The organism is Allobosea sp. LC85, from assembly GCF_000735605.1.
GTDB lineage: Bacteria > Pseudomonadota > Alphaproteobacteria > Rhizobiales > Beijerinckiaceae > Allobosea.
This window is the reverse complement of the sequence record NZ_JPKG01000047.1, coordinates 117,715-131,628: the sequence shown is the minus strand read 5'-3', so window position 1 is coordinate 131,628 and position 13,914 is coordinate 117,715. Positions and strand designations below refer to the sequence as shown.

General features: G+C 65.4%; 11 protein-coding genes and 1 pseudogene. All 12 read right to left on the bottom strand.

What is annotated here, in order from left to right:
• A pseudogene (locus tag FG93_RS22365) lies at window positions 1–1,715 on the bottom strand (carbohydrate-binding family V/XII); the annotation flags it as partial.
• Window positions 1,716–1,873: 158 nt separating this feature from the next.
• Window positions 1,874–3,196, bottom strand: coding sequence for a hypothetical protein (locus tag FG93_RS22360; protein ID WP_244448692.1), 1,323 nt, complete (start codon window positions 3,194–3,196; stop codon window positions 1,874–1,876).
• Window positions 3,193–3,837, bottom strand: coding sequence for a tetratricopeptide repeat protein (locus FG93_RS22355; RefSeq protein ID WP_052514045.1), 645 nt, complete (start codon window positions 3,835–3,837; stop codon window positions 3,193–3,195). Before FG93_RS22355 ends, FG93_RS22360 begins: the two co-directional genes overlap by 4 nt.
• A complete protein-coding gene (locus FG93_RS22350) occupies window positions 3,834–4,751 on the bottom strand; it encodes a VWA domain-containing protein (protein WP_043238603.1) in 918 nt (305 codons plus the stop codon). The genes FG93_RS22355 and FG93_RS22350 overlap by 4 nt, the downstream gene beginning before the upstream one ends.
• Entirely contained in the window at window positions 4,748–5,776 is a 1,029-nt protein-coding gene (locus FG93_RS22345) for a VWA domain-containing protein (protein WP_244448691.1), read from the bottom strand. Before FG93_RS22345 ends, FG93_RS22350 begins: the two co-directional genes overlap by 4 nt.
• Complete coding sequence (locus tag FG93_RS22340; protein ID WP_043238599.1) at window positions 5,773–6,270, bottom strand: DUF4381 domain-containing protein; 498 nt, start codon at window positions 6,268–6,270, stop codon at window positions 5,773–5,775. Before FG93_RS22340 ends, FG93_RS22345 begins: the two co-directional genes overlap by 4 nt.
• Window positions 6,267–7,268: a DUF58 domain-containing protein gene (locus FG93_RS22335; protein WP_043238598.1), complete on the bottom strand. Its 1,002-nt coding sequence runs from the start codon at window positions 7,266–7,268 to the stop codon at window positions 6,267–6,269. The genes FG93_RS22340 and FG93_RS22335 overlap by 4 nt, the downstream gene beginning before the upstream one ends.
• Window positions 7,269–7,386: 118 nt before the next feature.
• Window positions 7,387–8,373, bottom strand: coding sequence for a MoxR family ATPase (locus tag FG93_RS22330; RefSeq protein ID WP_043238596.1), 987 nt, complete (start codon window positions 8,371–8,373; stop codon window positions 7,387–7,389).
• A 92-nt stretch (window positions 8,374–8,465) separates the two neighbouring features.
• A complete protein-coding gene (locus FG93_RS22325; RefSeq protein WP_043238593.1) occupies window positions 8,466–9,440 on the bottom strand; it encodes a formylglycine-generating enzyme family protein in 975 nt (324 codons plus the stop codon).
• A gap of 23 nt (window positions 9,441–9,463) precedes the next feature.
• Window positions 9,464–10,369, bottom strand: a complete 906-nt coding sequence (locus FG93_RS22320; RefSeq protein ID WP_043238590.1) for a polyphosphate kinase 2 family protein — start codon at window positions 10,367–10,369, stop codon at window positions 9,464–9,466.
• Between the two features lie 2 nt (window positions 10,370–10,371).
• Entirely contained in the window at window positions 10,372–11,343 is a 972-nt protein-coding gene (locus FG93_RS22315) for an HAD family phosphatase (protein ID WP_244448695.1), read from the bottom strand.
• Between the two features lie 97 nt (window positions 11,344–11,440).
• Window positions 11,441–13,861, bottom strand: a complete 2,421-nt coding sequence (locus FG93_RS22310; RefSeq protein ID WP_280114154.1) for a fused MFS/spermidine synthase — start codon at window positions 13,859–13,861, stop codon at window positions 11,441–11,443.
• Window positions 13,862–13,914 lie beyond the last annotated feature (53 nt).

The window sequence follows — 13,914 nt, the reverse complement described above, 5'->3', positions numbered from 1 at the left end:
TTTTCGTCGCCGCCCCAGCCCCAGGCGCCACCAGCCCAGGCCGCCCCGGCGATGGCCCCCAGGGTGAACCCGGAAACCGCGCCCCAGGCGAAAGCCGTGCCGTAGCCATAGGTCAGCGGCGCCGGATACCACGCGGATCCGATCCAGGCCGGATAGACATAGCCGGTGCCGTAGACGACGACGCCGCCAGGCGCAGCGACCGTGCCGTAATAGCCCGGTGTATAGCCGACATAGACGGTCTCGGGGGTCGCGCTGTAGACCTTCACATAGGTCACGAAATGCAGGGGCGAACTCGGCGGAATGGCGTAGATCGCTGCCGGAACTTCGGCCGCGACTGCCCAGGGGCCGGCGGCGCTGCTCGCGACGAACCAGACGCCGTTCTGGACCGCATAATAGGAACTGCCGGCCTTGATCACCGGTACGGCGGCGTTGGCGACATATTCGAGGCTGGTGCCTTCGATCGGTTTCAGTTCGGGTTTGCCGTCATAGCGAACACTCACCTTCGCCTTCTTGCGGTCGACCGTCGCGGTCTGCGGGATCTGATTGTCGATCAGAGAGTCCTGCGCCTGTATCGTGCCGCTCACCGAGGCGAGTACGGCGCCTTTCGGGTGGCTGTCGGGGATCTTGGCGAAATCCGCCGGGAGCTTGTCGCCCGCGACGAAGCTCCAGGGGCCGTTGGGGAGCGATTTGGAGCTGAACCAGCGCCCGGAGATCAGGACATAGTTTTCCTGACTGGCGACGTCGATGACGACATGGCTGCTGGTGTTCTTGATATAGAGCAGCTGCGTATCCGGAATTGGCAGGTATTCCGGCTGACCTGTCGTCTGAATCAGCTCCGCCGGTCCGAGACTGACATGGAGGGTCGGGACTACGCCGCCCGCAACCGCCGCCTCGATGTCCGCCGGTGGCGTGTCCATCAGATTGACCTGGGTCCCGGCTGCCTTCAGCGCTTCGGCGAGGCTGGCCGGAGATTGTGCCGCGACGGCCCAGGGGCCTTCGGGCGCCTTGGCGCTCCACCACCTCTTCAGGGCGCGCAGGTAGTAGGTGCCGGCCGCCTCGTCGAACAGGACCAGGGCCGGTGTGTTGATCACGCGCAGCAGCTTGCTGCCAGCGACCTGGCGGAGCTGGGGCTTGCCGTCGATCAGGACGAGCAGGGCCGGTGTTTCGCTGTAAACAATTCTGGGGGGCTCGTTGCGTACGGCTTGGGTCTGGCTGGTCTCGGCTTCGGAGACGGCAAGGCTTGCCGTTAGGCGCGAGAGCGAAATCGTCCGCAGGCCGGTGGGGACGTGTCCGCGTAGCGCAGTCAGATATGCGTCGGAATTTGCGGCGTCCGAGGGAAAGTTGGCTTTGGTAAGTTCGATGCCATCCAGCGCGACGAGATCGCTTTCCTTGTCAACCGAGGTTCTCGCCTTCAGCCAGATCACGCCCAGCGTCGGCGCTTGGCTGCCGGCACGCTGGATCGATACTGCCGAACGCGCTTCGAGGATGTCACCCCGCCAGCTCTCGATCTGAGGTTGATAGATGGTGATATCCTCTGCGGCATCCGAGACGGTTCGCGGCCAGGACTGGGTTGGGCTTGCTTGCAGCACATTTGTCGAGGCGGCTGCCGCTCTCGGAGTTTGGGCAAGGGCGATGGTTGGCGGCGGGAGAAGAAGCGTGACCGTCGCAATGACGGCGACAGTATTCCGAAGCCGGGCCTTGAGGGGATGCTGCATGTCAGTCTCCGCTTGGAAATCGCTTGGGAATTTTCACACAGGAGCGACTGCTCCGAACCGTCAGGACAAATCCTCGTGCGGTGTCTTGGTGCCGTGCCGCCGCAGGGCACTCCCGGTGGGAAACAGGGCGCTGGCACAATCGGCAAGGCAGCCAGGCGTCATGCATTCTCCTGCGTCGCGGGGCGCTGCGATGACGGCGGCGGATTGAGCGGAGGGAGGGGCGGCGAGGCGTGGAGGAGGCCACTCCTCCCGGGCGTATGACGGCGTGCGACCAGCTCGGCCAACTCCGCTCCGTTCTGTTTCGACCAGCTTGCGCCCGTTCCGAACAGGGAGCGCTCGAGCTGGGTGATCACCGATTGCAGGCGGTTGTCCCGTCTCGCGGCGTCCTTGCCGTCCGGGGGCAAACGCTCCAGCCACGTCACGAGCGCGCGATAGCTCGCCGGGGCATCCCCGGTGCCGGCAATCTGGCACAGGGTCTTCCGGGCAAAGGCTTCTGAGGCGAGGTGTCGCTGCTCGCGCCGGCGCCATAGGGCACTCAGCCGGGGCCAAAGCAGAGTGCCCAGGAGCAGGACCAGCGCTGCCCCAAGCACCGGAATGACGAATCTGCGCCAATCCGCCATGGCGTCGCGCCAGCGCGGTTGCTGTGACGGGGCGGCCGCTGCGGAGACCTTCACCGTGACGCCAGCCAGCGTCTCCGTACGGGCTTGCCTGTCGTCGGTATCCCACCAGGGCTGCGAGAGTGCCGGCAGGACGTAGCTGCCCGGCTTCTCGAAGACATAGGTGACCTTGTCGGTTCGAAAGCCCTCGACGGAGCCGCGGTCGACCTTGTCATCGATGACCGGTGGATCGGCATAGGCGCGGACGCCCACCGGTGCGGCGATGCGGAAATCGGCCATACCGAGGGCAGGGACAGCGGTCGCCTTGCGCTGGATCACGCGGGTGATCGCGCTGCCGGCCTTGAAGGTCGTCGACTCCGGATTGGGAGACCAGGTCTCGCTCGCGCGAACGTCGGGGGCTGCCAGAACCGGACCTGAAGGGTCGATCCCCGGGGGAACCGTGACGGAGAAATGTATCTGCTGTCCCTTGGCCGAGCCCACAGGATCGCCTGAACGGTCGAGAAGCGTGACATCGGCGGCCGGAACCGCGATGTCGCCGCCACGCCTCGGGAAAATCACGAATTCGAAGCGCTGGCCGACATAGTCCTGATCGCCGATGCGCTCCCTGATCGTGATCGCCTGTGTTTCGAAACGCAGGGTCTGTGCCCCTGGGCTCTCTGGAACCTTGACCAGCGGTGGCCGGGGCATCTCGCCGGGAAACAGAACCTCGACATGAAGCTGCACCGGCTGGCCGACCACGATGCCGTCCGGGGGCGCAAGCGTAGTCCGTACCAGTGGCGTGGCGGCGGGGGCTTGCGCCAGAGCCGGAGCCATAGCCATAGCCATAGCGAGGGCAACGACGATAGCCGCGGCACGGCGCATCATGGCTGCGTCCCCGAGGCGGGCGACTGGAGCTGGTAGGAGAACTTCACGCGCAGGAAATCCGCGGGCCGGGTCTGGACCCGTTTGAGCCAGAGCGAGCGCACGGCCTCATCCGACATCGCCTTGCCGGGGTCTTCGATCGTCGTGTCCTCGCCGCCCTTCTTCGTCTTGTCGAAGACGATCTCGTCAGGCTTGGATTCGGTGTTGTCATTGACCCCACCTTCCGCCTTCTTGCGCTCACCCCGGATGCGGGCGATTTCGCGGTTGGTGACGGCATCCGGCCAGCCGGGGCGAAGGACGAGCGCTCGGTCGTAGCGCTTCACGGCGTCATCGTACTGGCCGAGCATGATGAAGGCATTGCCCTGATCATAGGCGCCCTCGGCGCTGTCGACAGCGGCAAAGGCCTGCGCCGCATTCTTGAAATCTCCCGCCCGGAAGAGGGCAACACCCCGCCAGACTGCATCGCGGAAGGCATTGGCTGCGTCGGCTGGCCGGCCTTTGTCGAGCAGGATGCGGCCGCGCTGGTCCGGGGTCAGGAACAGGTTGGCCCAGCCGATGCGTTGGGCCAGGAGTGCGAGCATGAGGACGGCTACGGCCGCGATGAGTGCGTAGGGCGTCCCGGTTCTGACGATCGGCCGGGTCATGTCAGCACCCACCCACGGCGGAACCAGAGCAGCGCAAGCAGGGCAAAGAGGGGCGTCAGCCAGTATCCGGCCTCTTGCCAATGTTGACCTTCCCCCGCGACATCGGCTGTGCGACCGACGCGGTCGAGCCGGCGGGCAATGGCGGCGATGTCCGCCTGATCCGGCGTTGTGGCGACGACGGTCCCCCGAAGCGCGCGGGCTGCCTCTCCGATACTGGCTGCGTCCAGATTGGGCGGCAGCAGTGACAGGATGGTGGTGGCGGCTGTCCTGGTTTCGCCCAGCCCGGCAAGCTGGTCACTCGCGACGGTGTCAGCCATCACCAGGATCGAGCCGCCATGCCCGTTGCCGGCCAGAACCCGCTGCGCCAGGGCGACGGCCTTCGCAAGGTCGTCGCCCTCCTTCGGCATGATCTCGGGCGACAGGGCCTTGGCGAGATCCAGCACCACTCCGCTGTCCTGGGTCGGTGGCAGGACAAGATGGCTCGAGCCGGAATAGGCGATGAGGCCGGTTGCTGCCCCCTCGCGCATGCTGAGCAGGTCGGAGAGCTTTTGGCGCGCCCGGTCCAGTCGGGTCGGGGCGAGATCTTCCGTCATCATCGACGGAGTGACCTTGAGGACCACAACGACCGGCGGCTTGGCATCGGCGAATGGCGAGGGTTCGCGTTGCCAGGCCGGACCGGCGACGGCGATGGTTCCGAGTGTCCATGCCACCAGCAGCACCGCGTTCGGTGTGATGCGCGACACGGGACCATTGCCGACGAGAAGGTATTTCAGCAGTTCGGGATCGATGATGCGGCGCCACCGGCCAGCCGCATCTGCAGCCCGGTACTCGAGCAGCACCAGGACAAAGGCCGGAATGAGGGCGAGCAACCAGAGGGGGCGCTGGAAATGGAATGCGGAGAGGGTCTCGATCATGGCGCCCCCTTCGAGATCGCGAGATCGCTGGTCCGAGGCGCAGGATGCTGGGATCTGCGCCGCAGCGTTCGCAATGCCTGCAGCAGCAGGGACAGGCTCAGGGCTGCGGCCAAAGGCACCCAATAGATGTCCCGCTTCGGGCGAAAACTCACCGTGTCGATCTTGCGCGTTTCGATCTGGTCAAGCCGCTGGTAGATCTCGGCGAGCTGGGATCGATCGAGCGCGCGAAAGAAGCCACCCTTCGTCGTGCTGGCGACCTCCTTGAGTGCGCCCTCGTCAAGCTTGTCTTCACCTGCCGCCGTGGGGTCGCCGACCGCGACCGTATGGATGACGATGCCCCTGTCCCTGGCGACACCAGCAGCCTCCACCGGCGGCACCTTGCTGGCCGTGTCATTGCCGTCGGTCAGCGCGATGATGGTCTTTGCCTTGACCGTGCTGCGATCGAAGAGCCCGATGCCGAGGCCGATCGCATCGCCGAAGGCCGTGCGCGGGCCGGCCATTCCGACGACGGTGTCGCGCAGAAGGGCGCGGCTGAGTTCGAGATCGGTCGTAAACGGCACGAGGACGAATGGCGCATCGCCAAACACGACGACGCCGACCCGGTCACCCTTGCGTCGCGACAGGAAGTCATCGAGCACCTGCTTGACCGCCGTCAGTCGGTCGACCGTCCTGCCTGACGCGTCGACGAAGTCCTTCGTGTCCATCGACCCCGACAGGTCCACCAGAAGCAGCAGGTCCCTCGTCGGGCGGTCCTGATGCAACGGAGGTTCGATCCATTGCGGTCGCGCCAGAGCGGCCACAGTCAGGAGCCAGCAAAGGATCAGGACGAGCAAGGGAAGCGTGCGGCGCGGCGCGATCACCCCTCCGACCTGCGGGCTCTGGCCGCTGAGCGCAGCAAGCCGGTCGAAGAACGGAACGCGCAAGCCCGTCCGGTTGCTGGCATGGGCCGGCAAAAGGAGCCAGACCGCGAATGGCAGCGGAGCGATCAGAGCCAGCCAGGGATAGGCGAAGGTCAGCATCGTCATGCCTCCGCAGCGAGAGGCGCGCGGTGGGCGCGGATCCATAACTCGGCATGCCCGATGAGGAGGCGCAGTTCGGACGGCTGCGGTTTGCTTCTGCCATCGAAGGCTTCGGTGAGCAGCCGATGTATCGTCGCAGGATCGAAGCCGGTGCTTGCCTCGTGTGCAACGAAATCGGCCCAGGCCTGACCGCTGAGCGAGGCGATTTGATCGCGGCCGTATTCCACCATGGCGACACGTTTCATCACCGCTGAGATGCGGGCGACGGCGTCGGGATCGGTCTGCTCTATTCCAGCCGATAGGGTCTCCAGTTCCGCGATTGCCGCGCGACGATAGGCGGCAGCGCGGTAGCGTTGAACCGCGCGCCAGGCCAGGACCCCGAGCATTGCGAGGCAGGCTGCCGCAACGATCCAGAGTCCGGGCGCCGGCGGCCAGAACGGAATCTCCGGCGGCAGCACGAGATCACGCAGATTGGCCAGGCTTCCGGGGTCGTCGCTCATCGCAGCCCCCGCCCTTGCGCGGCCGCGGCGCGGCGTTCGCTCCGCCTGCCGATCAGTTCGCGGAGCTGAGCCAGCACATCGAGGCTAGTCGAAATCGGCAGAATCGGGATCGCCCGGTGCCGCGAGAGATCCGCCAGTCGCGCGCGCCAGTCTGCATGCTCGCGCGCGAACCGGCCACGCAGCTTCTGAGAGGATGAATCGATTTCGATCTGGCCAGGACCGGAGCTGAAAACGGCGGGGCCGACATCCGGCAGGTCATGCTCGAGCGGATCGTGGACATAGATCGCCAGAACATCATTATGTGCGCAGAGACGCGTGATCAGCCGTGTCGTCTCCGCGTCCTCTCCTGCCGCATCCGAGATCAGGCAGACCAGCCAGTCATGGGTCGCCATGCGCACCGCATGGCGAAGGGCTTCATTGAGCTGTCCCGACGCCGACGCAGGCGCAGCCTGGCCGAGAGCATGATTCTGCCTCACCACTTCCGAGAGCACGCGGATCACGCCGACGTCGCGACCCTGCGGCTTGATGTCGACGATCTGCTGGTCGCCAAAGACGACAGCGCCGATCCGGTCACCGAGGGAGGTGACGCGCCAGGCGCTGAGCGCCGCGGCCTCGGCGGCCGCGACCGACTTCATCGCCCGCTGGCTTCCAAAAAACATGGTGCTGCGCTGGTCGACGATCAGGAGGACCGGCCGGTCGCGCTCCTCGGAATAGACGCGGACGTGAGGAGAGCCGAGACGAGCCGTCGCCAGCCAGTCGATCGAGCGGGTATCGTCTCCCTCGAAATAGTGCCGCAGCTCCTCGAAGTTCAGGCCGCGTCCCCGCAGCCGTGAGGCATGGCGGCCGGCGAGCAGGCTGTGGACCGGCTGGCGCGGCAGGAAGCTGAAACCCATTGCCCGGTGTTTCAGCCGCAGCAGGTCATCGAGCGCGACAAAAGCGCGGGCGCCCGTTGCCTGAACGGCGCCGCCTGCTCGCTGCCTTTCACGCATCTGTGCCATGAGCCGCTCCGCCCTGGAGCATGCCGCGAAAAAGTGGCAACGGTTTTTCGCGGCATGCTCTAAACTATGAGAGTTGATCACGCTGCGTTTGGACGATTTCGTCCAGGCGCAGCGTGATCTAGGCCGCGACCGCCACCTGTTTCACGATCTCGTCCAGAACACCGTCCGCATTCACACCGTCGGCGCCGGCCTCGTAGCTCAGCGACAGGCGGTGGCGCAGGCAGTCATGGACAATTGCCTGGACATCCTCGGGCGTGACGTAGTCGCGACCCCTGAGCCAGGCATAGACGCGCGAGCAGCGGTCGAGAGCGAGCGAACCGCGCGGGCTTGCGCCGACTGCGATCCAGTTCTTCAGCTTGTCCCCGAATTCGGCGGGCCTGCGCGTCGCGGCGACGAGCCCGACCATATAGCTCTCGACAACCTCTTTCGTCGTCACCCGATCGATCTCGGAGCGCGCCTCGAAGATAAGCTTCTGCGGAATCTTTGGCGGAGGCTGCGCGGCAGCAGCCGTCGGCGCAGCACTTTCCCCGCGAACGAGCCGCATGACTTTCACCTCATCGGCATCGGTGGGGTAGTCGATCCGGATATGCATGAGGAAGCGATCCATCTGCGCTTCCGGGAGAGGATAGGTTCCCTCCTGCTCGATCGGATTCTGGGTCGCGAGAACCATGAAGAGGTCCGGCAGGTCGTAGCGCTTTCCGGCCACCGTCACATGCCGTTCCTCCATCGCTTCCAGCAGGGCCGACTGGACCTTGGGCGGCGCGCGGTTGATCTCGTCGGCCAGGACAAGATTGCCGAAGATGGGGCCCTTGCGGAACTCGAACTGACCGTCGCCGCGCAGGATCTCGCCGCCGGTGACGTCCGATGGGAGAAGGTCCGGCGTGAACTGAATACGACTGAAGTCGGATTCGAGGTTCTTCGAGAGACTCTTGATGGCGCGGGTCTTGGCGAGGCCCGGCAGGCCTTCAAGCAGGACATTGCCATTGGCAAGCAGCGCGACGACGAGGCGCTCGACAACGCGTTCCTGGCCGATGATGTCCTGGTTGATCCGCTTCTGCAGATCGGCGACAGCATCCCGAGCCGCCGATCCGATGCCGTCGCTCATGAGCCTGTTCCTTTCGGGGACACGAATGGACTCCCACCGGAATTCTGAACGAAGCGGCACTCCAGTCAGCAACGTAACCGTTACAGGCGCACTCAGGTCGGGCGGGTGAGCTCGTCCCTGACCACGCAGCGGAAGCCGACATGGCTCGTCGAGGTATCGACCGGCTCGGCATGACGGGCGGCCGGGCGATAGCGCCGGCAATAGCTCGGCGCGCAAAGATGCGAGCCGCCCTTCAGGACCCTGCGCGGAATACGGATCTCCGGCTGGCGCGGATCATAGCTGTCGGCCTCGGGGCCGCCGCGGGGATTTTGCGGCACGCAGCAGGCCTTGGGGGCATCGCCCTGATGCCGTGTCGACCAGAAATCCGTCGTCCACTCCCAGACATTGCCGATCATGTCGTGGATGCCAAAGCCGTTGGCGGGAAAGGTTCTGACGGGCGAGGTGCGCGCAAACCCGTCTTCCCGTGTATTCTCGTGGGGGAAATTGCCTTGCCAGGTGTTGGCCATATGACGGCCGCCCGGCGTCAGCTCGCCGCCCCAGGCAAATTCGACATCCTCGAGGCCTCCGCGCGCGGCGAATTCCCATTCCGCCTCGGTTGGCAAGGCCTTTCCGGCCCAGGCCGCATAGGCCTCGGCATCGCGATAGGCGACATGTACGACCGGGTGGTCGTCGAGTCCCTTGATCGACGACCCCGAACCATAGGGCTTGCGCCAAGTCGCGCCGAACTGGAATTTCCACCATTGCGACCAGTCGCGCAGGTCGACTGCGTGGGTCGGCGGATTGAACATCAGCGATCCAGCTCGCAACATATGGGGCAGGGCACCGGGATAGTCCTTCGGGTCCGGCGCGATCTCGGCGAAGGTGACGTAGCCGGTCGCTTCGACGAAGGCGTGGAACTGCGCATTGGTGACCGGAGTCGCGTCGATCCAGAAACCATCGACCGTGACGCGATGGCTCGGCGCCTCCTCCGGATAGTGCCTGTCCGATCCCATGCGGAAAGTTCCGCCGGGAATGCGGATCATGCCGCTCCGCGTGTCGATCCTGTCCAGTACCGCGCCATCCGTCATGGTCGTCGGGCCTCCGCCGCTGTTCAATCCGCCTTGGCGCGCTCGGACCGCTCCTCGCCCGCCAATACCTTGCGCGCCTGTGCCATGGCCTTGCGCATCTCGTCGTCCACCGTCGGAAACTGCGGGTCGAGCTGTTCGAGCTTTTCCCCGATGGTTGCGGCCACCGCGAGCCGTGTGAACCATTTGTGATCTGCGGGAATGACGTGCCAGGGGGCGCTCTTCGTCGCCGTGCCCCGGATCGCATCCTCGTAGGCGTCCATATACTCGTCCCAATGACCGCGCTCGGCCAGGTCTCGGGAGTCGAACTTCCAGTTCTTGTCGGGTTCGTCGATGCGGGCGAGAAGCCTGCGCCGCTGTTCGTCCTTCGAGACATGCAGGAAGAACTTCAGGATCGCGACGCCGTTGCGCGAAAGATGCTGCTCGAATTCGCGGATGCTCTCGAAGCGCTCGCGCCAGATATCGTCTGTGATCAGCTTGGGCGGGAGGTTCTGGCCTTCCAGGACCGAGCGATGGACCCGCGCGACCAGAACCTCTTCGTAATAGGAGCGGTTGAAGATCCCGATATGACCGCGTTCCGGCAATGCGCAGGTGGTGCGCCATAGGAAATCGTGCCGCAATTCGGTGGTGCTCGGAGCCTTGAAGGATTTCACCTCGCAGCCCTGCGGGTTGATGCCCGACATGACGTGCTCGATCGTGCCGTCCTTGCCGGCCGCATCCATCGCCTGGAAGATAATGAGGAGCGACCAGCGCCCTTCGGCATAGAGCCGCTCCTGCAGCCCGTGCAGACGCTTGACCCCGGCTAACAGCAGCTCCTTGGCGTCGTCCTTCTCGATGTCGAAGCCGCACACATCCGCGGGGTCGACATCGGAAAGCCGAAACTTGTCGCCGTCCGTGATCCTGAAGCGCTTGACCACGTCTTCCTTGTTCATCGTCAGCGCTCCGGCGGAAAGACGGCCTTCCAGTCCGACTTCATGTCGACAATGGTCCAGCCCTTGGCCTGGCCCTCGTCGAGGGCCTTGTCGAGCTTACCGATACGAGACTTGCGGTCATAGGCCCATTCACGCTCGGCATCGGTATGATGGATGATGAGGGTCAGGCGTGGTCCATCGCCGGCCGCGGTGTATTGCAGCATCTGCAGGTCACCATCGGAATTGCCGAAGGCCAGGATCGGTCGGCGGCCGATGAAGCGGTTGATCCCGACAGGCTTGCCGGGCCCGTCATCGATGAACTCGACCTTGGCGTCCTTGAACAGCTCGGGCTTGCCGCTCGGGCCCATCCTGAACGTCACCGCGCCTGAGGAGCCGACGACCTGTTCGGGCGGAATGCCGTAGACCTTGTCGGCGAAGACCCGCATGAACTCGACGCCGCCGCCCGAGACGATGAAGGTCTTGAAGCCGTTGGCGCGCAGATAGGCCAGCAGCTCCAACTGGGGCTGGTAGACCATCTCCGTGAAAGGCCGCTTCTTAGTCGGGTGCCGGGCGGTGTTGAGCCAGTTGGCGACCGATCGCTCGAATTCCTGAGTCGTCATCCCGGAATGCGTTGCCGCCATGATCTGCAGCAGGCCCTTCTCTCCGGACGCTGCGAGCCCCTTCATGTCGCCGGCAATGATCGACCTGTAGGGCTCCTTGCCCTTCCACTCCGGATGCAGGGGAGCGAGCCGCTTCACCTCGTCGAAGGCGAATTGAAGCTGGAAATAGACCGGCTGTTCGGCCCAGAGCGTGCCGTCATTGTCGAAGGCGGCGATGCGCTCCGCCGGCTTGACGAAATTGGGCCCATTCTCCTGCGTCACCTTCCCCACGAACTCGACGATGGCCGATTTTACCTTGCCGTCGTTCCAGGATGGCAGCGGGCCGGATTGGGCGGTCGCGGCGCCACTCCATGCCCAGGATGAGGCGAGGGCCAACGCGGCCACGGCAGCTCGAACGTTTAGCACCAGACTCTCCTTCTCAATATCGGGCTCATGACAAACGGGGCATTCCGCAGGACTTCTTCGCGTGCGCTCATTCGCGAGGACCTCCGGTGAACCAGTTGTAATAGGGATTGGAGGGGTCAGCCTGGATCACGCGCCGCATCTGCCGCGCCCAGCGCGCCCGGTCGCCGACATAGGCGGCAAGGCCAGCATCGTAGAATGTCAGGAGCCTGCTGCGCTCATTCGCAAGATCGGCGCGGAAGGCATCGTCGGCGCCATTCACGGGCAACTCGCCCTGCATCTCCAGGAGAAGCGGCAATGTCCGTGCCAGCTCGAGCCGCCGCACCCAGCCTGCGTATTCGATGCGGGGATCGTCATCCGTCACGGGGCGAGCTGCACTCGCATAACGCTCCAACCCCGCCCGATCCGTGACGAAGGTTGCAAGGAGTGCAGCAGGAGAATCGATGCCGACATCACTCAGTGCCTTTGCCACCTCCGGCTGTGCGAGGCGGCCGGTGATCCTCTGCAGATCCAGCGGGACAGGCTCCTGCGAGCCGATCAGCAGCATCTCGTGCAGCTCCGTGGTCCAGAGCGTGGCATGCGGGAAGATATCGAGGAAGCTGCGCACCAGTGACCGCGTGTCCTCGTCGTTCTGGGTCGGCAGGGGCAGCCACTGCGCGACGAGGCCGCCTTCGGCAAGGCGCGATTGCGCCAGCGCGTAGAAATCGCTCGAATACAGGTTGGCGACGCCAGCAGCAGAGGGCGGGGGCGGTTCGAGCGTGATCAGGTCGTAGCGATCCGGGCTGCGCAGGAGTTCGCGGCGGCCGTCGCGCAGGCGGATTTCGAGACGCGGGTCGGTTGCGGCCCGGAAGCTGCCCTCGAAATTCGGGGCCGCCCGGATGACGCTCGGCAGCAACTCGGCAACGATGCGCCGTTCGAGGCCCGGATAGGTCAGCAAGGCTCCCGCCGTGATACCGGTGCCGAAGCCGATCACCAAGGCCGATCTCGGCTCGCGGTTGTGAATGATCAGCGGCAGCAACGCCTGCATCCGCATGTAGCGCAGCGAGGGCATCGCATCGCCGGAATTGGAGACGCCCTGGATGTAGAGACGGCGGAAGCGGTTTCGGCCCGAGGTCCGCTCGACGACGGCGACCGTGCCGCCCAGACCCTCGTCATAGAAGGTCAGGTTCGCGCCGCGGGCACCGGGCAGCAGCTTGGCGAGGCGATCGGGCGGCAGGAGGATGGCGGTCGCGCATGTGGCGGCGCTGATGGCGAGCACTGCGATCCAGGCCTTCGAGCCGGCGCGCCGTTCGCGCAAGGCAGCGACCGCTCCCACCAGCGCGGCGGCAACGGCCAGCACCGCGAGCGTGCGGACGAGGCCAAGCGCGGGAATGAGGACGAAGCCGGTGATGGCCGTGCCAAGAATCCCGCCAAGGGTGTTCAGGGCGACGATCATGCCAACGCCGCGCCCGACATGCCGGGGATCGACGATCAGGCGCAGCGCTGCTGGAAAGGCCGCGCCAAGGAAAAGGGTGCTGGGAAGGACGACGCAGATCGCGGCGACGGCAAAGCGGGCGGACATGCCGGCAAAGGCGCTGCCCGTCAGCTTCAGCATGGCGGCCTCGACGAAACCCTGGAGCTGGATCAGCCAGGGGCCGAGCATGGCGATGGCGAGAGCGGCGGCGAGACCTGCTCCGGCGATGAGCAGACCGAAGACGCTCCATGGTTTGGTGACCCGATCGGCCCAGCGCGCGAAGATCGCCGCACCAAGCGCGAGCCCGGTGAGATAGGTCGCGAGCAGAACGGAGAAGGCAAAGCTGCGCGTGCTCATGAAGGGCACGATCGTCTGCGACCACACCACTTCGTAACCGAGCGCGATGCCGCCTGCGATCGAATAGAGGACGATGGCCAGCGCTGCCGAGCGCGAGAAGCCGCCATCGATCGGCTTAACCTTGCCGACGGTCGCGACGTTCGTCTTCGGGTTCATTGCGAGCGCCGAGAGGGCAGCAACGAGGCAGATTGCGGCGGCCACAAGCGCCGAACCGCGGATGCCGACCGCAGGAATGACAAGGAAGGAGGCGAGCAGGGCGCCGGCGATGGCGCCCGCCGTGTTGGCCGCATAGAGCCGGCCGCCGACCTGACCGACATCGTCGCGTCGGGTGGCGGCGAAACGCATCAGGGCCGGCAGCGTGCCGCCCATCAGGACGGCGGGCAAGCCGACGAGCGCGAACACCATCGCCCAGGCGAGCAGCGGGGTCGTCAGTTCGAGGCGGGCAAAGAGGGGGGCTGCCTGCGACAGGCCGATGGTCGCAGCAATAGCGAGGATGGCGACTCCGCCTTCGAGCGCAGCGTAGAGACGCAAGGGTTGAAGGCTGCGGTCGGCGATCCGGCCGAAGACGAGGCCGCCGATCGCGAGGCCGGCGAAGAAGGCGCTGACACCGGTCGTCACGGCATAGACCTCGACCCCGACGACGGTCGAGAGCTGCCTGATCCAGATCACCTGGAGGATCAGCGCGGCTGTTCCGGATATGAACAGCAGGCCGGCGGGCAGGGCGAGTGAAGCAT